The organism is Geobacillus sp. C56-T3 (genome assembly GCF_000092445.1).
In the GTDB taxonomy this organism is placed as follows: Bacteria; Bacillota; Bacilli; order Bacillales; family Anoxybacillaceae; genus Geobacillus; species Geobacillus thermoleovorans.
In genome coordinates this window covers 3,479,686-3,499,915 of the sequence record NC_014206.1, presented here as the reverse complement: position 1 = coordinate 3,499,915, position 20,230 = coordinate 3,479,686, and the positions used below count along the sequence as shown (strand labels likewise).

Genomic DNA, 20,230 nt, shown 5'->3' with positions numbered 1-20,230 from the left:
ATATTCTTTCATTTTTTAGGAACAAGGATGGAAATAACCCCCTCTTTCCTTTAAAATAAATGAAAACGGAAACAGTTTCGTTTGTGAAACGTTTTATTCTTCACTTAACGAAAGAAAGGGGATCGTGGCCATGGACTACCTATACCACCCCTACCCATCGCAGCGGATGACGGTGTTCGCCAAAAACGGCGTTGTGGCGACATCGCAGCCGCTCGCGGCGCAGGCGGGGCTTGATGTGTTGAAAAAAGGCGGCAATGCCATCGATGCGGCGATCGCCGCGGCCGCCTGCTTGACGGTTGTCGAACCGACATCGAACGGCATCGGCGGCGATGCGTTCGCCCTTGTTTGGACGGACGGGAAGCTGTACGGATTAAACGCGAGCGGCTATGCGCCGAAATCGATCTCGATTGAAGCGCTCAAAGAGCTCGGCTATACCGAGATGCCGAAGTACGGCTTCGCTCCGGTGACCGTTCCGGGGGCGCCGGCGGCGTGGGCGGCGCTGTCAAAGCGCTTCGGCCGCCTGCCGCTTGTGGAAACGCTCGCACCGGCGATCGCCTATGCGGAAAACGGCTATCCGGTTTCGCCAGTGCTCGGAAAGTATTGGGTTGCGGCGTTTCGTACATACAAAGAAGCGCTTCGCGGGCCGGAGTTTGCCGCCTGGTTTGCGACGTTTGCGCCGGGCGGCCGCGCGCCGAAGATCGGCGAAGTGTGGGCCTCGCCGGACCATGCGGCGACGCTGCGCTCCATTGCCGAAACGGAAGCGGAAAGCTTTTACCGCGGCGAGCTGGCGGAAAAAATCGCCGCCTTCTCGAAGCAATACGGCGGCTTTTTGGCGGCGGACGACCTCGCCGAGTATGAACCGGAATGGGTCGAGCCGATCTCGGTCTCCTACCGCGGCTATGAGGTGTGGGAAATTCCGCCGAACGGCCAAGGGATTGTCGCGTTGATGGCGCTCAACATCATGAACGGGTTTGACGTGCCAAGCGTGTCGGATGTCGAGACGCACCACCGGCAAATCGAGGCGATGAAGCTTGCCTTTGCCGATGGGAAAGCGTACATCGCCGACCGCCGCTATATGAACTGCAGCCCAGACGAGCTGTTGTCGGAATCGTTTGCCGCGATGCGCCGGGCGCAAATCGGCGAGGAGGCGCTGACGCCGGAGCCGGGGACGCCGCCAAAAGGCGGAACGGTCTATTTGGCCGCCGCGGACGGCGAAGGGAACATGGTGTCGTTCATTCAAAGCAACTACATGGGCTTCGGCTCCGGCCTCGTCGTCCCAGGCACGGGCATCGCCCTGCACAACCGCGGCCATAACTTCGCTTTTGATGAGAGTCATCCGAACGGGCTGGCGCCAAGGAAAAAGCCGTACCATACAATCATCCCCGGCTTTTTGACCAAAGGGGGTGCGCCGGTCGGCCCGTTTGGCGTCATGGGCGGATTTATGCAGCCGCAAGGGCATCTGCAAGTGATCATGAACACGGTCGATTTTGACTTAAACCCGCAAGCGGCGCTCGATGCGCCACGTTGGCAGTGGATGGAAGGAAAAACGGTGCTCGTCGAGCCGCACTTCCCGCGTCATATCGCCGAAGCGCTCGCCCGCAAAGGGCATGACATCCGCTTGGCGTTGGACAGCGGACTGTTCGGCCGCGGGCAAATCATTTGGCGCGATCCTGACACCGGCGTGCTCGCCGCCGGGACGGAGCCGCGCACGGACGGTGCGGTGGCCGCTTGGTGAGACTCACGATAAAGGGATGACTTCGATGAACCAATGGCATTTGTTTCTCGCTTTTTTCCGCGTCGGCATGCTTGGATATGGGGGCGGCCCGTCTTCGATCCCGCTTGTGCGTGCTGAAGTGGTGGCGAAATACCGCTGGATGGCGGATGAAGAATTCGCTGAAATCGCCGCCAGCGCCTTTTTGATGTTTGGCAAATGGCGCCTGCACCCGGCGTATGTCATCGCCTTGTCGCTTGTGTACGGGGCTTTCTTTTTGTCTTAATGCAGGGAAAATCCTTTCGGCGCTGCAACGGGATGCTTCATCCTTGGGTGAGCATCCCTCTTTTTGTGGCAGTGCGGGCAAAAAGAACATCGATGCAGAAATTCCTGTTGGAAAAGGCCGCAAAAAGCGCTCGGGACAGGAGCGTTTTCCTAATTTAGACGCCGGATGGCGAGCGCGGCAACAGCCGCGAAGGCAAATCGGAAGCGCCTTCACTCGACCGTAAACGTCACCTTCGCCCGCGCGTTCGGCCAGTTTGGATCAGCGAGCCACCACTCAAGCGTATACGTCCCCGGCTCTAGGTCGCGGAACGTTTCCTGAAACGACAGCTCTTCCCCCTGTTTTAACGGCCGTTCCTCATAAATTTGTGCAAACATCTTCCCTTCGCTGAACTGCTTCACCTTTTGTCCATCGCGGTATAAAACGTAGTCATACTTTTTCGAGCTCGTAAACGTCACCGTTTGCACGCGTTCGGTTTGGTTTTTGACCGTAAACGTAAACACGTAAGCATCGTGTTGCTTTTCGTACGTGAGCGACGGCTCCAGCGTCCCGGCGATGATGCCTTTTCCGCCCGCGGGCGCTGGTTTGCCGGCCGGAGCGGGGCCAAGCAAATCGTCTTTCGCCTGCGGTTGATCACTGCCGTTTGTGTACATGAACAACGCACTCGCCGCTGCTGCTCCCACGAGCGCCGCAATGATGCCGATCGTCTTTCTGTTTCCCATTCTCGCTCCTCCTTTGACTTTTCTATTATAGTCGTTTCCCATTTTCTCTCCGTTACAAACCGCAAAAAAATTGTGAAAAAACCGTTGTCCGCCTTGATATTTCTGGTATATATGCCCGATTTGTCTAATAAAATGTTACAAATTGAACAGCAATGAGAGTGGTTGAGGTGGGGATCGTTCACAACCGGCAAGCGACGCGATGAAGACGCTTCTAAGACATCCAACGAAAGCGGCGCCCATCATTGGCAAGACGAGTCTCATTTCACACTTCTCACTTCTCACATCCAACTTAGGGAGGGCGAGTGGTGTGCACGATTACATCAAAGAGCGTACGATCAAGATTGGCAAGTATATCGTGGAGACAAGGAAAACCGTTCGCGTCATTGCGAAAGAATTTGGCGTATCCAAAAGCACCGTGCATAAAGACTTGACCGAGCGGCTGCCGGAAATCAACCCGGAACTGGCCCAAGAAGTCAAACAAATTCTCGATTACCATAAATCGATCCGCCATTTGCGCGGCGGGGAAGCAACGAAGAAAAAGTATAAAAAGCAGACGGTGAAAAACAACTGACTTTTTCCTTGCCATCTGCCGTTTGCAGTATCATTCCGGGAGGCAAATATGGTAGAATAAACAATTAGGAATGATTTTAGGGCAGAGGCAAGGAGGAGCAAGTCATATGTTTTCACGAGACATCGGCATTGACCTAGGCACGGCGAACGTCCTCATTTTCGTCAAAGGCAAAGGCATCGTGCTCAATGAGCCGTCCGTCGTGGCGATCGATAAACACACGAACAAAGTGCTGGCAGTCGGCGAAGAAGCACGACGAATGGTCGGACGTACTCCTGGGAATATTGTTGCCATTCGGCCGCTCAAAGACGGCGTCATCGCGGATTTTGACATTACCGAAGCGATGCTGAAGCATTTCTTAAGCAAGCTCGACCTAAAAGGCTTTTTCGCCAAACCGCGCATTTTGATTTGTTGCCCGACGAACACAACATCCGTGGAACGGAAAGCGATCAAAGAGGCAGCGGAAAAAAGCGGCGGCAAAAAAGTGTACTTGGAGGAAGAGCCGAAAGTCGCAGCCATTGGCGCCGGAATGGACATTTTTCAGCCGTGCGGAAACATGGTCGTTGATATTGGCGGTGGCACGACTGACGTCGCGGTTCTCTCGATGGGAGACATCGTCACCGCCTCTTCCATTAAAATGGCCGGGGACAAGTTTGATATGGAGATTTTAAACTACATCAAGCGCGAATATAAGCTGCTCATTGGGGAGCGAACGGCCGAGGAAATCAAGATTAAGGTCGCAACGGTATTCCCAGGCGCACGGTCCGAAGAAATCGACGTCCGCGGCCGCGATCTCGTCACCGGACTGCCGCGCACGATCACCATTCGTTCAGAAGAAATCGAACGGGCGCTTCGCGAGCCGGTGTCGTTGATTGTACAAGCTGCCAAAAGCGTGCTCGAGCGCACCCCGCCGGAATTGTCGGCGGATATTATCGACCGCGGCGTCATTTTAACGGGCGGCGGCGCATTGCTTCATGGCATCGATTTATTGCTGTCAGAAGAGCTGAAGCTTCCGGTGTTCGTCGCGGAGAATCCGATGGACTGCGTCGCTCTTGGCACCGGGATTATGCTGGAAAACATCGATCGGGCGCCAAAATCGCAATTGATTTAAAAAGCCGTCATGCCCTTTGGCCAAGAGATGGTTCATCTGGATCAACCTTATAGAGTCAACCTTTTGCGTCATTCAGGCGAAGACCGCTTTGGAAGGACGTTTTTCTCATGGCGTGATCAAAATGGATACAACCGCCGCCGAGACAAGCGAGGCGGGCAAAAAAGGAATGGCGGGGGATGCCGCGGCTGCCCTTGCCCGCTTATAATGAAAGATGGAATGGAAAGGAGCGGAGCGGCAGGGCAACGCGCCGCCCGCTTGACCATAGGGAACACCCCATCCGCCGTTGCCCAAAGAGCGGCCGCGGCTTTTTCTGATCGATCGGACAAGCGAGGTGCTGGTCATGTTGAGAGGGTTGTACACCGCCGCGAGCGGCATGTTGGCGCAAGAGCGGCGCGTGGATTGGCTGACGAACAATTTGGCGAACGCCGAAACGCCGGGATACAAAGCCGATGCGGCCGCGATGAGAGCGTTTCCGGAACTGTTGATGAGCCGCCTCGAGGATCAACCGATCCCGACCGCCTCAAGGCGCGCCATCCCGACGCAAACCGTCATTGGGCCGCTCGTCACGGGCGTCTATATGCAAGAACTCATCCCGAACTTCCGCCAAGGGGATGTGAAAGAAACCGGCTTGGCGACCGATATCGCCCTTGTGGACGGACAAGTCCCCGTCGACCGGGCGAGCCGCCAGCGAGGCGCGCTGTTTTTTGCCGTCGCCAACGGTCAAGGGGAGGTCCGCTACACAAGAAACGGTCATTTCACCTTGAGCCCGGACGGCTACTTGACGACGCAAGAGGGCTGGTATGTGCTTGATGCCAATGGCGAGCGCATTCCGCTCTCAAGCGAGCGGTTTTCTGTTCGCGACGACGGAACGATCATCGATGAGAATGGGACGGCCACCCGTCTCGGCGTTGCATTCGCCGCCAACCCGCAAACATTGGTGAAGGAAGGAAACGGCCTGTTCCGCAGCACGACAGGGCCGTTGCCGCAGGCGCCCGGCAATGTGACGTATACGGTGAAACAGCGTTTTCTCGAGCGGTCGAACGTCGACATTGAGCGGACGATGACCGATTTGCTCGCTGCCTACCGCACGTTTGAAGCGAACCAAAAAATCGTCCAAGCGTACGACCGCAGCTTGGACAAGGCCGTCAACGAAGTCGGCCGCCTGAAATGATGACAAAAGGGGGACAAGCCCGTGCTTCGTTCGATGCTCACCGCCGCCAACACGATGAACGCTTTGCAAGAGCGGCTCGATACGATCAGCCATAACATCGCCAACAGCAACACCGTCGGCTTTAAACGGCGCGAAGCGAGCTTTGCCGAGCTCTTGACCCAACAAATCGACCGCCTGCCGAACGACGAAGCGCCCCGGCAAACGCCAGAGGGCGTGCGCTATGGCAACGGGGCGCGTCTCGCTTCGACGATGCTCATCACCAAGCAAGGCGCGCTGGTGGAAACCGGCCGCCGCTTGGATTTTGCCTTGACGGCCGAAAACCAATGGTTCCGCGTCCGTCTGGCCGATCAAAACGGCGCGGAAACGATCGGCTACACCCGCGCCGGCAACTTTTCGCTTGCGCCCATGAACGGCGAGCTTGCTTTGACGACAAGCGACGGCCTGTTTGTGCTTGATGAAAGGAACGCGCCGATTGTGCTTCCCGCCGATGCGCATGACGTGCAGGTGTCCCCGACTGGGACGTTGACGGCAACCAATGCCGACGGCCGCGTCGTCGCCCGCGTCAATTTGGGCGTCACCGTGATCCGCCGTCCACAGCTTCTGGAAGCCCGCGGCGGCAATGTCTATGCGCTTCCCAACGTCCCAGGCGCGGCCGAAGAACTGAACGGCAACTTGCGCGGCCAAATCAGCGTCAAGCAAGGCGCCTTGGAACAGTCGAACGTCGACCTTGGCGAGGAAATGGTCGGCCTGATGGCGACAAGCCGAGCGTATCAGCTGAACGCCCGCGCCATTTCCATCTCCGAACAAATGCTCGGGCTGATTAACGGCATGCGCTCCTCATAAGGAGGATCGCTATGAGTGACGAGAGGCATCAAGAACCTATGCGCTCGCCGTCTTCCCGGATGGCGAGGCGGAAAGGCCGAGTAAGAAAGAGCCCGCCGACTCCCGCCGAACCGGAAGCCAAAGCCCTTCCGCCGGAAGGGGAGGCGGCCGCGCCGCGCCGGTTCGTCCGCACCCGGCTCATCCCGATCTGGCTTCGGCTGATCATCGTGATCGTCTTGATGGCCGCAAGCCTCGCCGCCGGGGCGGTCGTCGGCTACAGCGCCATCGGCGATGGGAAGCCGCTCGATGTATTCCGCCCGTCCACGTGGAAGCACATCATCGATATCGTCGAGAAAGGAACGGACCGCGGCTGATGAAGCCGCCAAACGAGAGAAAGGAGTTTGCCCATGCTTGACATCCAGCAAATCCAGTCCATCATCCCGCACCGCTATCCGTTTTTGCTTGTTGACCGCATCGTTGAAATCGAAGAAGGCAAGCGCGCCGTCGGCATCAAAAACGTGAGCGCCAACGAATCATTTTTCGCCGGCCACTTCCCTGAATACCCGGTCATGCCTGGCGTGTTGATCGTCGAAGCGCTCGCCCAAGTCGGCGCCGTCGTCCTCCTGCAGAGCGAGGAAAACCGGGGCCGCCTCGCCTTTTTCGCCGGCATTGACAACTGCCGTTTTAAAAAGCAAGTCAAGCCGGGCGACCAGCTCCGCTTGGAAGTCGAAATTCTCCGCGCCCGCGGCGCCATCGGCAAAGGCAAAGGCATCGCCACCGTCGACGGCGAGCTTGTCTGCGAAACGGAGTTGATGTTCGCTCTTGGCGACAAACGAGCTGACTGAACAAAACGCGTTCCTTCGGGGAGCGCGTTTTTTTGTCGGCTGCGCTATATAGCGAACGAATGAAACGTTTCTTTCTGGGAAAGATAAACAAGGACCGGCCTTACATAAGGTCACCACAACCAATAGAAAGGAGCAGATAGGATGAAGAAAAAAGCGTTGCTGATCCGGCTGTTCAGCGCCGTCGTCGCCCTCTTTTTAGCGGCTGGATGCAATATGAACCGCGACAACAACAATCCGCCGCCGCCAAACAACCAAAACGATGTCAACGACCAAGACATGAACCCGGCTGATGACATCAACCAAAACGATAACGTCGACAACGACAAAGACAACGACGGCATCCCGGACAACCGCGATACCGATTTGAACGACAACCAAAACAATCAACTCCCGCCGGGAGACGACATGAACAACGGACCGGGCGACGATGAGCGCGATACGGTTCCGGACCGGGAAGACCCGATTGAAGATCCGCGGGATGCGAATGACAAAGACAATAAAGACGAATAGCGCAAACAAAGGCTGCCTGTCGGGCGGCCTTTTCATTTGGCCAAAATTAGTACTCATTTCGGCTAGCTATGTCCCTTTCTATTCGCTATAATGGGAATGTCGATTCATGTTCGAAAGATCGGGACAGAGGTCGAACACCGCGATGTCCTTGCGGGGAAAACACCCGCACAGCCCACCCATTCTACATCAGAAGGGGCGTACATTCAGCGAACGTCAAGCAAGACGGAGGCAAACAAGAGAGGGGGAACACGGATGGAAGAAACAATCAGCCTGCGCGAGCTGTTCGATACATTGCGCAAACGGCTTTGGCTCATCGTCCTGATCACCGCGCTTGCCACCGTTGTAAGCGGTGTGGTCAGCTACTTTATATTGACGCCGATTTACGAGGCGTCGACGCAAATTCTCGTCAACCAGGCGAAATCCGAGCAGCAGCTCTACAACTTCAATGAAATCCAAACGAACGTGCAGCTCATCAACACGTACAGCGTCATCATTAAAAGCCCGACGATTTTGGAAAAAGTGAAAGACGAGCTCCACCTCGACCGGACGCTTGACGAACTGAACGAACAAATCCAAGTCTCAAGCGAAAAAGACTCACAAGTGTTCTCTGTCACCGTCCAAGACCCGGATCCAGCCATGGCGGCCAAGATCGCCAACAAAACGGCGGAAGTGTTCAAAAACGAAATCGTCAAAATCATGAACATCGACAACGTCACCATTCTCTCGAAAGCGGAAGTGAAAGAGCATCAAGCTCCGGTCAAGCCGAAGCCGCTTCTCAACATGGCCATCGCCTTTGTTGTCGGCTTGATGACGGGTGTGGGACTTGCTTTTCTGCTTGAATATTTGGATAACACGATCAAAACGGAAGAAGATGTCGAAAAACATCTTGGCTTGCCGGTGCTCGGCGCGGTCAGTTTAATCACGGCTGAAGGCGGCCAAAAAGCGAGACGCGAATCCGCCATTCCACAAACAAGAGGTGAAACCATTGGCTCGTAAACCAGCAGCATCGATCCGCAAAGCGGAGCGGAGACTGATCACGGTCGACAACCCAAAATCGCCCATCGCGGAGCAATACCGAACGATCCGAACGAATATCCAATTTTCATTCATTGATGCGCCGCTCCGCTCCCTAATTGTCACGTCAACCGGACCTGGCGAAGGGAAATCGACCACCGCGGCGAACTTAGCGGTCGTCTTCGCCCAGCAAGGGAAAAAGACATTGCTCATTGATGCCGACTTGCGCAAACCGACCGTCCATTACACGTTCCGCTTAAACAACTACAAAGGACTGACCAACGTCTTAACGGGTTCGGCGCCGCTGTTGTCGACGTGCCAAGCGACCGAAATCGACCACTTATCCATCTTAACGTCCGGCCCGATTCCGCCAAACCCGGCCGAGCTCCTCAGCTCGAACGCGATGGCGCAATGCCTCGAACAGCTGTATGAGACGTTTGACCTTGTCATCTTCGACACCCCGCCCGTCCTCGCCGTGACGGACGCACAAATTTTAGCCAACCAATGCGACGGCACGGTGCTGGTCATCGCAAGCGGCGGCACCGAAATCGAAGCGGCGGTCAAGGCGAAAGAACTGCTCGAAGCGGCCAACGCCAAACTGCTCGGCGTTGTCTTGAACAAGCGGAAGCACCGTGACGGCGGGTACTATTACTACTATCAATACAAGTAACCACAAACGGCTTCCCGACCGCGGGAAGCCGTTCTGATAGAGAAAAGGGGGAGAACCGTTGAGAAACTTCGTCCTCATCCTTTTGGTCACCGCCGCTTGCCTTGCCTTTCTGATCACCGGTCACTTGTACTGGGAGCGAAAAATCGAAGCCACGGTGCAAGCGGCGCGGGCGAAAGTCGAAACATCCGCCAAGCAGGAAACGGAGACGAGCCAAACGAAAGTGATCCTCGCCCGCGCTAGGCAGCTGCCAGCGGCCGCGCAAGCTGCCATCAAGCGGGCGGTGGAGGAACACCGTCCGATCCACCTCGTCATCGCTGGCTCCGAATCAACGCCAGAAAACGGCGGCTGGCCTGAGCGGTTGAAACAAGCGCTCGATGACGCCTACGGGAAAGGCGTGTTCCACATCACCGTCCACGAATACGACGGCTTGACCACCGCCGACGCCGACCGACAGCGCATCGCCGCCGACTGGGTCAAGGACAAGCCGGATCTTGTCCTGCTTGAACCGTTTTTGTTAAACGACAACGGCGTCGTGACGATCGACGACACTCTTGCCCATATCAAATCGATCGTCGACGAGCTCAAATCGGCGGCCCCGAATGCGGTCGTGATCTTGCAGCCGCCGAACCCGATTTACAACGCGACCTACTACCCGCGCCAAGTCCAACAGCTCGAAGCGTTTGCCAAAGAGAACGGCTATCCTTACCTCAACCATTGGCACGCCTGGCCTGACGATCAAAGCGAAGAGCTGAACCGCTACGTCGACCCGCAAACCGACTTGCCGACCGAGGAAGGAGCCGCGCTTTGGGCCGATGCGCTCGCCAAGCGCTTCATCGCCCAATGAAAACGCGCACCTCTTAAGGTGCGCGTCTCATTTACTTCGCCGCTGTCGCTTTCAGCTCTAGATGCTCTTTCAACTCATTCGAAATCGCCAGCCGTTCGCTCGCTGGCACGATCAAGTAATAAATGCCATTGATTTTCGTCCCTTGTCCCGTAATATGCAGCTGCTTAATGTGCTTGCGGGCGTCTTTGTAATTCGCTTGAATTTCTTTCATTTCCTCAAATGTCAAGTTCGTTTTCACGTTTTTCCCGATCGCTGCGAGCACATCGCTGTAATTCGTGAGCGACGAGAAGCTGGCGCCTTTCTCAATAATCGCTTGAATGATCTGCTTTTGCCGGTCCTGGCGCCCGAAATCGCCGCGCGGGTCCTCTTTCCGCATGCGGGAGTATTTCAGCGCCTCGTCCCCGTTCAACGTAATCTCGCCTTTCGGGAAGTGCGTTCCTTCATACGTAAACGCGAACGGGTTGTTCACCGTCACGCCGCCGACCGCATCGACGATGTCGCGGAAGCTTTCCATGTTGACTTTAATGTAATAGTCAATCGGAATATCCAAGAAATGCTCGACCGTCGCCATCGTCATCTCCACTCCGCCAAAGGCGTACGAGTGGTTGATTTTATCTTTCGTCCCTTTTCCGACGATCTCGGTCCTCGTGTCGCGCGGCACGCTCACCATGTCAATCGACTGCTTGTTCGGATTCACCGTCATCACAATCAGTGTATCCGCGCGCCCGCGATCCCCTTTGCGTTCATCAACGCCGATCAACAAAATGGAAATCGGCGTCTTCCGTTCAAACGAAACGTCTTCTTTCCGCTTCTCCGACTTCCAGTTGACGTTCTCATGCATTTGGTTCGCCGTCTGTTTCACATGATGATAAATGGAATAGGCGAATATTCCTGCTCCAGCGAATAACACGACGAGCAATCCCGTCACCCAGCGGAGCCATGTTTTCTTCTTTTTTCGACGTTCTGCTCTCATGGGCACTCTTCCTTTTCCATTCAGAAATTTTCGTGCATACCATTTCGATTATAGACCGTTTTCGAAAAGAAGACAACTGACAGCCGCATTGGCGGGCGTTCCAGCTTGCCCCCTAATCGGTGGAATTTGGCTTCCATTTCGACAATGTTCGACAAATCTCATCCATTGATAGCCTGTTTTTCCTATGTTACCATAATAGGTGTTTAGTAGAGCGAAAAAAGGAGGAGTGGACGATGATCGACATTCATAGCCATATTTTGCCTGGCGTTGACGACGGAGCGGCGGCGATGGAGAACGCCATCGCCATGGCGCAAGCCGCAGCCAAGGAGGGGATTACAACGATCATCGCCACTCCCCATCATCAAAATGGAACGTATGACAACCCAAGACCAGCCGTCCTTTCCTTGGCGGCGGAACTAAATGACGAATTGAAACGGCGCGGCATCGCCTTGAACGTGCTTCCAGGCCAAGAAGTGCGCATCCACGGCGACTTGCTTGACGGCCTTGCCCGAGGCGAGGTGATGACGCTTGCCGATACATCATACATGTTGATCGAATTTCCGCCCGATCATGTGCCGAAGTATGCGGAGCAACTCCTCTTTGATGCCCAAGTAAAAGGGTTTATCCCGATCATCGCCCATCCGGAGCGAAACGCCGAGATCATCGAAACCCCCGAGCGGCTTTACCAGCTCGTCAAACGCGGCGCCTTGGCCCAGCTGACGGCATCAAGCATTACGGGCCATTTCGGCAAGAAAATCAAAACGTTCTCGTTTCAGCTGATCGAAGCGAACTTGGCCCATTTCATCGCCTCGGACGCCCATAACACGAAAACGCGGCCGTTTCGCCTTCGCGAGGCGTACGAGGTGATCCGGAAAGAATACGGGACAGACATGGTGTACTACTTCCAAGAGAACGCCGAGCTGCTCGTTCGCGGCCAAGCCGTGTTCCGCGACGAACCACAGCGGGTGAAAAAGAAAAAGTTCCTTGGCCTCTTTTAGAAATAGTTGGCAGTATGATATAAAATAATTTAGAAATACTTCTTTTCTTTTGCCCGTTCGTTGTCGAAACATGGCTTGTTTCTTGTAGAACGATTCAGGATGATGTCGAACGGCATCCAATAGCGGCGGCCCTTTCTTTAAGACAGTTTGGCTCGCGCGGCAAGAGATTCATAGCGGCGGCTTCTTTGTCTTAAAGACAGGCCGTTTTCTTCGTTGATGCCGTTTCGTTCGGTGATGTCTCCTTACCGTTATCAACGGAGGCACTCGGCCATGCCGTGGGTGGGGACGATGACGGTCCTGGCACCTTAGACGCCCGTCGTCGAGGGTGTGGCGTGAGGGCGGGTTAGATGCCCGATTTTTCAATCGTTTTGGCTCAATCCGTGATTATGAATCAAGCGTATCGTTTATAATAGTAGAAAGATAGAAGATTTGTAATTTGTAAAGAGAGGCGATACGCGCATGGAACAAACTTGGGCGTTAAAGGTTGAGCGATTTGGAAAGATCAAACAGGGGGAAATCGATATTGCCCCGTTGATGTTGTTTGTCGGCGACAACAACAGCGGGAAAAGCTATCTGATGTCGCTTCTTTGGGGGGTGTTGTCCGAGGGGCGCAAGCTGTTTCCAAAAGACCCTCCGAACACGTCCACGTACAAGGAAATCGATCGCTTTCTTGAATCGTCTATCGGCGATGACTGCCTCATCCAAGACCGTGAAGCGCAACTGTTTGTCCAATGGTTTAATGATGTTCTCAGAAACAAAAAAAGCGAGTTGGTTAGAACGATTTTTCGGCGCAAAATCCCGATCGGTTCGTTAAGCATCGAGCGGTACCGCCGTTCTGAACCGCTGCGAATCATCTTTGAAAAGAAAGATTCGCTCCAAGGCACTCGTTTTTCGACGGGGAAACACTATATTCGCATCCCGTATACGGATCGAAGCAAGGGACAAGCGACAGAGCGGTATCGCATGGCTCAATACATTACGTGGAATTTGCTGATGGATGGACTTACATCGCCGTTTTACCCGCCATCCAGACAAGGCGGCATCCAAGGGCGGGCCATTGGCGAAGCGCTGTATTTGCCCGCTTCGAGAACAGGGTTCATGTTGTCTTACAAGGCGCTGGTGCAAGAAATGATGGAACGGATGATCAACGAAGAACATGAGGAACCATCCCTTGACTTCACGTTGCCTGTCTATCGATTCTTGCAAGCGTTGTTGCGTTTGGAGGAAAGCGGACAGTCGAAATATGCGGACATCGGACGATTTATTGAAACCGAGATTGCCAACGGAACCATGGACCAAGAAAAAGGACCGATTCCATCGTTCTACTATTGCCCACAAGGCAAACAAGAACGCTTGCCGTTATATGTCACATCGTCGCTTGTGACCGAACTGTCGCCGCTCATTTTGTTTTTAAAATCAAAAGCAACGTACCGTTCGCTCTTTTTTGAAGAGGCAGAAGCGCACCTGCATCCACGCGTCCAGCGCATATTAGCGACAGCGCTTGTCAAGTTGGCCAACCGGGGCATGCCGGTATGGCTGACCACTCATAGCGACATTTTGTTCCAACAGGTGAACAATTTGATCAAACTTCATCAGCATCCAAAGAGAGAACAGTTGATGAAAACGTATGGTTATGTCGATGATGACGCGATTGATCCGAAAAAGGTGAGGGCGTACCAGTTCCGCCTGCAAGGCCAAGACACGATCATCACACCGCTCATTCCGACCGAAAACGGCTTTCCGGCGGAAACGTTCAATGAAGTCATTTGGCAGTTGAATGAAGAGACGTATGCATTCCAGATCGGGGAAGAGGATGGAGAGGATGAATAACCTCGAATACCTTGAGCGAAGCTTTTATGAGAAAACGGGGGAAACAGGCGGAACGTTATATGTGATCGAGCAGGAAAAATCGGGAGAAGCACAAGTAACGCTCCACTGTTCCAACGAAGCCGTAGTGTTTTCGATCAAGCCTAACAACGGATTCCCTTATCTTCGAACCAAAAACACACCCGATGGCATCGTCTTTGTCAGAAGAGAGAAGCAATGTTGGGAACTGCACATTTTTGAATGTAAAAAAACAGTAAGAGTGAAGAGTTGGGAAAAGGCGAAACAGCAGTTTGAAGGAGGCATGCTTCATGCCTATATGTTACGAGGGCTTTTGGATCTTCCGCCTTTTTCAAAAATATGTGTATACACGGCCTACCAGGATGACCATTTATCGAAAAACTCGCCAGATCCAGCTTTGTTTCGGCAGCCGGTGGGCAAACCCGTGAAGAAGCCGCCGTATGCGGACTGGGATGATCCAAGCCTTGTCATTTTGGGGCATGAAGTTCCTCATCAACGCATTCCACTGAATGACTCCGGACAAGGAGAATACACGTTGTAACGTTTCCCTGCCGCGCCATGCTATAATGGCGTCAAGGAGGTGAAGCCATGAGCCAAGAGCTGAAAGAATTGCTTCGTTCCGTCTTGCAAGAAGAACTGAAACCAGTCCACGACAGGCTCGAGCGGTTGGAAGGCACAGTCGGACACATTCGTCAAGACGTATCGCAGCTGCAGCAAGATGTATCCCAGCTTCAGAAGGAAGTCACCCAACTGCAAGAAGGTCAGAAAGCATTGCAACGTGATGTCACCCAACTGCAAGAAGGTCAACGGACATTAGAAACCACGGTTTCCCAAATTCAAAAGGACGTTGCCCAGCTCCAAGAAGGGCAGAAGGCGTTGCAGCGTGATGTCGCCCAACTGCAAGAAGGCCAACGGACATTGGAAACGACGGTTTCCCAAATTCAAAAAGACATTATCCAGTTGCAAGAAGGCCAGAATGCATTGCAGCGTGAGATCGTCCAGCTCCAAGAAGGTCAACGGACATTGGAAACGACGGTCTCTCAAATCCAAAAAGACATCACCCAGCTGCAACAAGGCCAACAAAAATTAGAACACGAGATGGCCGGCATGAAGCAGACGCAAGAACGAATCCTCGAAGAGCTGCGCATTTCCAAACACAATCAAGCCCTCATTTTAAACGATGTCACCAGCATCAGAAAGTCCGTCGATGTCACCGTCTCGTACTTGCAGCGCCGATCCGATGTGATGTTCGACAAACTGATCGATCACGAAAAAGAAATCTTGAATCTGAAATCAAAACTGCCAAACTAAGTCCCCAAAAGGGACTGTTTTTTATGCCCATATGCATCGGCTCATCGGCGCAGCTGCGGTTGCACCGATGCGCGGGGGCATATGGGCCAAACATACATAGGGGGTTACATAAGATGAAAAAAGTGCGCAAAGCGATCATCCCCGCGGCGGGCTTAGGCACGCGCTTCCTCCCGGCGACGAAGGCGATGCCAAAGGAGATGCTGCCGATTGTCGACAAGCCGACGATCCAATACATCGTCGAAGAAGCCATCGCCTCAGGGATCGAAGACATCATCATCGTCACAGGGAAAGGAAAACGCGCCATCGAAGACCATTTCGACATCGCCTTCGAACTCGAGCAAAACCTTATCGAAAAAGGCAAATACGACCTGCTCGAAAAAGTGAAAGAACCGTCGAAAGTCGACATCCACTACATCCGGCAAAAAGAGCCGAAAGGGCTGGGCCACGCCGTCTGGTGCGCGCGCAACTTCATCGGCGACGAACCGTTCGCCGTGCTGCTTGGCGACGACATCGTCCAAGCCGACCCGCCGTGCTTGAAGCAGCTCATCGATCAATACGAACAAACATTGAGCTCGGTCATCGGCGTCAAACAAGTGCCCGACAACGAAACACACCGCTACGGCATCATCGACCCACTCGAACAGCACGGACGCCGCTACCAAGTGCGCCAATTCGTCGAAAAACCAGCGCCAGGCACCGCGCCATCGAACTTAGCGATTATGGGACGATACATACTCACACCGGAAATCTTCCTCTTCCTTGAAAAACAAGAAGCCGGCGCCGGCGGCGAAATCCAACTCACCGACGCGATTCAAAAACTAAACGAAATCCAGCGCGTTTTCGCCTACGAATTCGAAGGTAAACGCTACGACGTCGGCGAGAAGCTCGGATTCATCAAAACGACGATCGAGTTCGCGTTGCAAAATGAGGAGTTAAGGGATGATTTGCATGGGTTTCTAGAACATATCCTTCAAAGAGAAAAACAGCTAAAGCCGCTGTAACCTGACTGTAGAAGAGATGTAGATATGGGAGGGAAAAATCAGAGGTGGGGGCCAGCGCGAATCGGGACAACGATTTTTTTAGGGAATATGCTGCTGCGATCGATACACCGTACATAATAGAGCAACAGCAGACAAAGATAAAATATTACCCTTATATAAAGAGATTCTTAGATATTGTCTTTTCATTGCTCGCCTTGCCGGTGGCCATTCCGATCATCGTCATTTTTGCAATCATTATCAAATTGGAGACGCCCGGGCCAGCTTTTTTCCTCCAAGAACGGGTTGGATTGTATGGAAAGTATTTTAAGGTCATCAAATTGCGTTCAATGGAGGTAAATGCGGAAAAAAACGGTGCACAATGGGCCGCAAAAAATGATCCACGTGTGACTAGAGTGGGAGCATTTATCCGAAAAACAAGGATCGATGAACTTCCACAGTTATTTAATGTGCTAAAAGGAGATATGAGCCTGATTGGCCCAAGACCAGAACGGCCGATGTTCACCGCACAATTCAACGAGGAAATCCCGGGTTTTATTGATCGACTGCAAGTAAAACCGGGGATTACCGGATGGGCGCAGGTGAATGGGGGGTATGACATTACCCCTAGAGAAAAATTGGAATTGGATCGTTATTATATTCATAACATGAGCTTCTGGCTCGATCTTAAAATTATTTTGAAGACCATAAAAGTTTGTCTAACGGGAGATGGGGCGAGATAAAAACAAGCCGTTCGCTTCGGCAACGTCCTCGGCAGCCGCGGCAGCGTCATCCCGCTGTTTAAAAAACAAATCCAAGCAGGCGGCCCCGTCACCGTCACCCATCCGGACATGACGCGCTACTTCATGACGATCCCGGAGGCCTCCCGCCTCGTCATCCAAGCGGGGGCCTTGGCCAAAGGCGGGGAAATTTTCGTCCTTGACATGGGCGAACCAGTCAAAATCGTCGATCTCGCGAAAAACTTAATCAAACTATCCGGCTACACCGTCGAAGAAATCGGCATCGAATTCACCGGCATCCGCCCAGGTGAGAAAATGTTTGAGGAACTGTTGAACGAAAATGAGGTTTATCCGGAGCAGGTGTTTCCGAAGATTCATATTGGGAAGGCGACGGCGGTGGACGAAGCCATCCTCCGCGACTTTATGGAGCGGTTTGAGGGGATGAGCGAGGACGAAGTGCGGGTGACGGTAGTGGGAATTGCGAATGGGCGGGCTGTCCCGGAAAAAGTGAGTTGAAAAGGAAAGAAGAATAGATGTTCATCAAACATGTTTTCAGTTATTTTGTCTCCAGAGGGTTAACAGGCATTGTCAACTTTCTTGCTCTTGCTTTGTATACTCGAATGTTGAGTACGGAGGATTATGGGGAATATGCACTAATTGTTGCTACGGGTGGATTGGTAAATTCTGTATTTTTTCAATGGATTAGGCTAGTCCTGCTCCGATTTTTGTCAAAATATAGGAATGAAAAGAACGAATATGTATTATTGAGTACTCTTTTTATCGGTTATCTCCTCACTTTAGTAGCGCTTATTTTCGTTACCTCTCTATCTTTACTTTTAGGTTTTGAAACTTTTTCTATCACGATAGGCGTCTTATTGCTCGCTATTTCTCAATCCATTTTTGATATTATTTCAGAGTTGTTGCGAGCGTCTTTGCAAACTAAAGCCTACGGGTTGCTTTCTGTTTTAAAATCAACCATATCTTTAGGGCTGAGTCTACTGCTTATTCAATTGGGGCTAGGGTTGAACGGGGTTGTTTTTGGATTGATCATCGGCCCATTGTTATCCTTATGGATTTTATATGCTCTCCAAGAAAAGAAGCAAAACATCCGATTTCTCTTGCAAAAAGAAAATTTTCATTTTGCTTTATTGAAAGAGTGCGTGAGTTACGGTCTTCCTTTAACCGCTACACTTTCGTTATCGTTTGTTATGAATCAGTCGGATCGATTATTATTAGGTTGGATGGTGGGGAAAAGTGAAGCTGGAATTTATTCTGCGGCCTATGATTTAACCCAACAAACGATTATTATGTTAATGATGATTGTCAATTTAGCTTCGTATCCTTTGTGTGTGAGGGCTTTGGAAACCAAAGGATATGAAGCTGCACAAAAACAAATAAGAAGCAGTGCTGTTGCTTTATTTTTAATTGCTGCTCCGGCAACGATAGGCATGGTGGTATTGAACAACAGCATTTCTTCAAGTATATTGGGCGAAGAATTTAGAGAAAAGGCTTCGATGATCATACCGGTTGTAGCAATTAGTGTGCTATTGCAAGGAATGAAATCCTATTATCTTGATTTATCATTTCAGCTTGGGAAGAAAACCACTTTGCAAATCTGGCCTGTCCTTGCGGGTGGAGTGATCAATATCATCTTAAATTTAGTTTTCATCCCGGTCTATGGAATTAATGGGGCGGTATATGCTACCTTCATTGCTTATATCGCGGCTTTCGTTTTAAGCGGAATTATAGGTAAAGCAGTCTTTCCGGTGTCATTTCCATTAAGTGATTTTGTAAAAATCGTTGTCTGTGCTATGGTTATGTCAATTCCTCTTTATTTTTTGGATAATGCGGATGACAATTTATATCGTCTAATGGCAAAGGTTGGTTTAGGAGTTTTGGTTTATTTTACAATGGTGTATCTTTTAAACGTATGGGAGATACGTGAACATGTAAGTGGCTGGGCGACTAAATTAAAAACGGAGAGGAAGTAAAAAACAACCATGAACAAACATATTGCGCTTTTCCTTCCCTCCCTCCGCGGCGGGGGAGCCGAGAGGGTGATGGTGAACTTAGCGAAAGCATTTGCCAAAAACAACTTTCAAGTAGACATGGTTTTGGCTCAAGCAGAAGGGCCTTACCTGTCGCAAATCCCCAGTGATATTCGTATTGTCAATTTAAACGCATCGCGCGTCGCTTTGAGTCTATTTCCATTAGCGAGGTATTTGCGCAAGAACAAGCCGTTTGCTTTAATATCCGCGTTAAATCATGCCAACATTATCGCGATTTTGGCTGCAAAAGCCTCTTTGGCCAAAACGAGGATTTTCGTTACGGAACATAGTACGTTAAGCCGCTCCTTGTTGCATCCTGCAAATTTTCGCACGAAACTCATGCCTTTTTTTATGAAGCTTTTCTATCCAATGGCTGACCATGTCATTGCGGTGTCTAACGGTGTAGCGGATGATTTATCGAAAACATTAAATCTTTCCCGATCAAAAATTAAAGTCATTTATAATCCGGTCGTCACCGATGATCTATTTGAAAAAGCAGATGAGGAAGTGGATCATCCCTGGTTTCAAGACAAACAACATCCCGTCATCTTAGCCGTTGGTCGATTGACAGAGGCGAAAGATTATCCTACGCTTATCAAAGCTTTTTATCATGTGCGGCAACAAAGGGAAGCGAAATTAGTGATTTTGGGCGATGGAGAAAAGCGGGAAGAGTTGTTAAATTTAATAAAGGATATGGGATTAGAGCAGGATGTAGACATCATAGGGTTTGTGCAGAATCCGTATGCATATATGAAACGTTGTTCAGTATTTGTTCTTTCTTCTAAATGGGAAGGATTGCCTACTGTTTTAGTAGAAGCCTTAGCTTGTGGAGCAAATGTAATATCTACAGATTGTCCGAGTGGGCCGAGAGAGATATTAGAGAATGGAAAGTATGGTTGCTTGGTAAGGGTAGGAGATGAAAAGGGACTAGCTAAAGAAATTTTAAAGAAATTAGAGTATAAAAAAGGAAAGTATAGTAATCATAGCTATAAATTATTTACTGATATTGAGGTATTTAAAAATTACTTTAAACTTTTTATGTAATCAGATTACATAAATTCTCGAGA

General features: G+C 51.7%; 21 protein-coding genes and 2 pseudogenes. 21 read left to right on the top strand and 2 right to left on the bottom strand.

Annotated elements, in window-relative coordinates:
- Positions 1-130 precede the first annotated feature (130 nt).
- Positions 131-1,735 (top strand): gamma-glutamyltransferase family protein, encoded by a 1,605-nt coding sequence (locus GC56T3_RS17310; RefSeq protein WP_013146591.1) that lies wholly within the window; start codon positions 131-133, stop codon positions 1,733-1,735.
- A 25-nt stretch (positions 1,736-1,760) separates the two neighbouring features.
- Positions 1,761-1,913: pseudogene (locus GC56T3_RS20365) on the top strand (chromate transporter); the annotation flags it as partial.
- Positions 1,914-2,206: 293 nt separating this feature from the next.
- Here GC56T3_RS20365 and GC56T3_RS17300 read toward each other — a convergent pair.
- A complete protein-coding gene (locus GC56T3_RS17300) occupies positions 2,207-2,716 on the bottom strand; it encodes a BsuPI-related putative proteinase inhibitor (RefSeq protein ID WP_013146589.1) in 510 nt (169 codons plus the stop codon).
- Positions 2,717-3,023: 307 nt separating this feature from the next.
- Here GC56T3_RS17300 and spoIIID point away from each other — a divergent pair, with 307 nt between their 5' ends.
- From spoIIID to GC56T3_RS17245, 10 genes are all read left to right on the top strand, one after another.
- The gene (gene spoIIID, locus GC56T3_RS17295) at positions 3,024-3,287 is read left to right on the top strand and encodes a sporulation transcriptional regulator SpoIIID (RefSeq protein ID WP_011232801.1); all 264 of its coding nucleotides are present in this window, start codon (positions 3,024-3,026) and stop codon (positions 3,285-3,287) included.
- Between the two features lie 106 nt (positions 3,288-3,393).
- On the top strand, positions 3,394-4,395 hold the full coding sequence (locus GC56T3_RS17290; protein ID WP_013146588.1) for a rod shape-determining protein: 1,002 nt from the start codon (positions 3,394-3,396) through the stop codon (positions 4,393-4,395).
- Positions 4,396-4,735: 340 nt separating this feature from the next.
- Entirely contained in the window at positions 4,736-5,566 is an 831-nt protein-coding gene (locus GC56T3_RS17280) for a flagellar hook-basal body protein (RefSeq protein ID WP_013146587.1), read from the top strand.
- 21 nt (positions 5,567-5,587) lie between these two features.
- On the top strand, positions 5,588-6,409 hold the full coding sequence (locus tag GC56T3_RS17275) for a flagellar hook-basal body protein (protein WP_013146586.1): 822 nt from the start codon (positions 5,588-5,590) through the stop codon (positions 6,407-6,409).
- An 11-nt stretch (positions 6,410-6,420) separates the two neighbouring features.
- Positions 6,421-6,762, top strand: a complete 342-nt coding sequence (locus GC56T3_RS17270) for a DNA-directed RNA polymerase subunit beta (RefSeq protein ID WP_011232797.1) — start codon at positions 6,421-6,423, stop codon at positions 6,760-6,762.
- A 33-nt stretch (positions 6,763-6,795) separates the two neighbouring features.
- On the top strand, positions 6,796-7,233 hold the full coding sequence (gene fabZ, locus GC56T3_RS17265) for a 3-hydroxyacyl-ACP dehydratase FabZ (RefSeq protein ID WP_013146585.1): 438 nt from the start codon (positions 6,796-6,798) through the stop codon (positions 7,231-7,233).
- Positions 7,234-7,374: 141 nt separating this feature from the next.
- Entirely contained in the window at positions 7,375-7,743 is a 369-nt protein-coding gene (locus GC56T3_RS17260; protein ID WP_013146584.1) for a hypothetical protein, read from the top strand.
- Positions 7,744-7,995: 252 nt separating this feature from the next.
- Positions 7,996-8,739: a YveK family protein gene (locus GC56T3_RS17255; protein WP_013146583.1), complete on the top strand. Its 744-nt coding sequence runs from the start codon at positions 7,996-7,998 to the stop codon at positions 8,737-8,739.
- The gene (locus GC56T3_RS17250) at positions 8,729-9,427 is read left to right on the top strand and encodes a CpsD/CapB family tyrosine-protein kinase (RefSeq protein ID WP_013146582.1); all 699 of its coding nucleotides are present in this window, start codon (positions 8,729-8,731) and stop codon (positions 9,425-9,427) included. Before GC56T3_RS17255 ends, GC56T3_RS17250 begins: the two co-directional genes overlap by 11 nt.
- Positions 9,428-9,485: 58 nt before the next feature.
- Positions 9,486-10,271: an SGNH/GDSL hydrolase family protein gene (locus GC56T3_RS17245; RefSeq protein ID WP_013146581.1), complete on the top strand. Its 786-nt coding sequence runs from the start codon at positions 9,486-9,488 to the stop codon at positions 10,269-10,271.
- Positions 10,272-10,302: 31 nt separating this feature from the next.
- Here GC56T3_RS17245 and GC56T3_RS17240 read toward each other — a convergent pair whose 3' ends face one another.
- Positions 10,303-11,244: a LytR family transcriptional regulator gene (locus GC56T3_RS17240; protein ID WP_013146580.1), complete on the bottom strand. Its 942-nt coding sequence runs from the start codon at positions 11,242-11,244 to the stop codon at positions 10,303-10,305.
- 233 nt (positions 11,245-11,477) lie between these two features.
- Here GC56T3_RS17240 and GC56T3_RS17235 point away from each other — a divergent pair, with 233 nt between their 5' ends.
- The 9 genes and pseudogenes from GC56T3_RS17235 (at position 11,478) to GC56T3_RS17195 (ending at position 20,207) form a co-directional block, all read left to right on the top strand.
- Positions 11,478-12,242, top strand: a complete 765-nt coding sequence (locus GC56T3_RS17235) for a tyrosine-protein phosphatase (RefSeq protein WP_013146579.1) — start codon at positions 11,478-11,480, stop codon at positions 12,240-12,242.
- Positions 12,243-12,701: 459 nt separating this feature from the next.
- Positions 12,702-14,072: an AAA family ATPase gene (locus GC56T3_RS17230; protein WP_013146578.1), complete on the top strand. Its 1,371-nt coding sequence runs from the start codon at positions 12,702-12,704 to the stop codon at positions 14,070-14,072.
- 61 nt (positions 14,073-14,133) lie between these two features.
- Positions 14,134-14,628 carry a hypothetical protein gene (locus tag GC56T3_RS17225; RefSeq protein WP_223812927.1) on the top strand — a complete coding sequence of 165 codons (495 nt, stop codon included), beginning with the start codon at positions 14,134-14,136 and terminating at the stop codon, positions 14,626-14,628.
- Positions 14,629-14,675: 47 nt separating this feature from the next.
- Positions 14,676-15,398: a hypothetical protein gene (locus GC56T3_RS17220; protein WP_013146576.1), complete on the top strand. Its 723-nt coding sequence runs from the start codon at positions 14,676-14,678 to the stop codon at positions 15,396-15,398.
- A 113-nt stretch (positions 15,399-15,511) separates the two neighbouring features.
- Complete coding sequence (gene galU / locus GC56T3_RS17215; RefSeq protein ID WP_013146575.1) at positions 15,512-16,399, top strand: UTP--glucose-1-phosphate uridylyltransferase GalU; 888 nt, start codon at positions 15,512-15,514, stop codon at positions 16,397-16,399.
- 44 nt (positions 16,400-16,443) lie between these two features.
- Positions 16,444-17,118 (top strand): sugar transferase, encoded by a 675-nt coding sequence (locus GC56T3_RS17210; RefSeq protein ID WP_013146574.1) that lies wholly within the window; start codon positions 16,444-16,446, stop codon positions 17,116-17,118.
- A gap of 6 nt (positions 17,119-17,124) precedes the next feature.
- Positions 17,125-17,631, top strand: a pseudogene (locus GC56T3_RS17205) (polysaccharide biosynthesis protein); the annotation flags it as partial.
- 17 nt (positions 17,632-17,648) lie between these two features.
- Positions 17,649-19,106 carry a lipopolysaccharide biosynthesis protein gene (locus tag GC56T3_RS17200; protein ID WP_013146573.1) on the top strand — a complete coding sequence of 486 codons (1,458 nt, stop codon included), beginning with the start codon at positions 17,649-17,651 and terminating at the stop codon, positions 19,104-19,106.
- Between the two features lie 9 nt (positions 19,107-19,115).
- A complete protein-coding gene (locus tag GC56T3_RS17195) occupies positions 19,116-20,207 on the top strand; it encodes a glycosyltransferase (protein ID WP_013146572.1) in 1,092 nt (363 codons plus the stop codon).
- The last annotated feature ends 23 nt before the right edge of the window (positions 20,208-20,230 follow it).

Coding starts and splice junctions, on each gene's coding strand:
- GC56T3_RS17220 (WP_013146576.1), top strand. CDS start 14,676: ATGAGCCAAGAGCTGAAAGAATTGCTTCGTTCCGTCTTGCAAGAAGAA.
- galU (WP_013146575.1), top strand. CDS start 15,512: ATGAAAAAAGTGCGCAAAGCGATCATCCCCGCGGCGGGCTTAGGCACG.
- GC56T3_RS17240 (WP_013146580.1), bottom strand. CDS start 11,244: ATGAGAGCAGAACGTCGAAAAAAGAAGAAAACATGGCTCCGCTGGGTG.
- fabZ (WP_013146585.1), top strand. CDS start 6,796: ATGCTTGACATCCAGCAAATCCAGTCCATCATCCCGCACCGCTATCCG.
- GC56T3_RS17255 (WP_013146583.1), top strand. CDS start 7,996: ATGGAAGAAACAATCAGCCTGCGCGAGCTGTTCGATACATTGCGCAAA.
- GC56T3_RS17230 (WP_013146578.1), top strand. CDS start 12,702: ATGGAACAAACTTGGGCGTTAAAGGTTGAGCGATTTGGAAAGATCAAA.
- GC56T3_RS17300 (WP_013146589.1), bottom strand. CDS start 2,716: ATGGGAAACAGAAAGACGATCGGCATCATTGCGGCGCTCGTGGGAGCA.
- GC56T3_RS17235 (WP_013146579.1), top strand. CDS start 11,478: ATGATCGACATTCATAGCCATATTTTGCCTGGCGTTGACGACGGAGCG.
- GC56T3_RS17260 (WP_013146584.1), top strand. CDS start 7,375: ATGAAGAAAAAAGCGTTGCTGATCCGGCTGTTCAGCGCCGTCGTCGCC.
- GC56T3_RS17310 (WP_013146591.1), top strand. CDS start 131: ATGGACTACCTATACCACCCCTACCCATCGCAGCGGATGACGGTGTTC.
- GC56T3_RS17290 (WP_013146588.1), top strand. CDS start 3,394: ATGTTTTCACGAGACATCGGCATTGACCTAGGCACGGCGAACGTCCTC.
- GC56T3_RS17200 (WP_013146573.1), top strand. CDS start 17,649: ATGTTCATCAAACATGTTTTCAGTTATTTTGTCTCCAGAGGGTTAACA.
- GC56T3_RS17270 (WP_011232797.1), top strand. CDS start 6,421: ATGAGTGACGAGAGGCATCAAGAACCTATGCGCTCGCCGTCTTCCCGG.
- GC56T3_RS17195 (WP_013146572.1), top strand. CDS start 19,116: ATGAACAAACATATTGCGCTTTTCCTTCCCTCCCTCCGCGGCGGGGGA.
- GC56T3_RS17280 (WP_013146587.1), top strand. CDS start 4,736: ATGTTGAGAGGGTTGTACACCGCCGCGAGCGGCATGTTGGCGCAAGAG.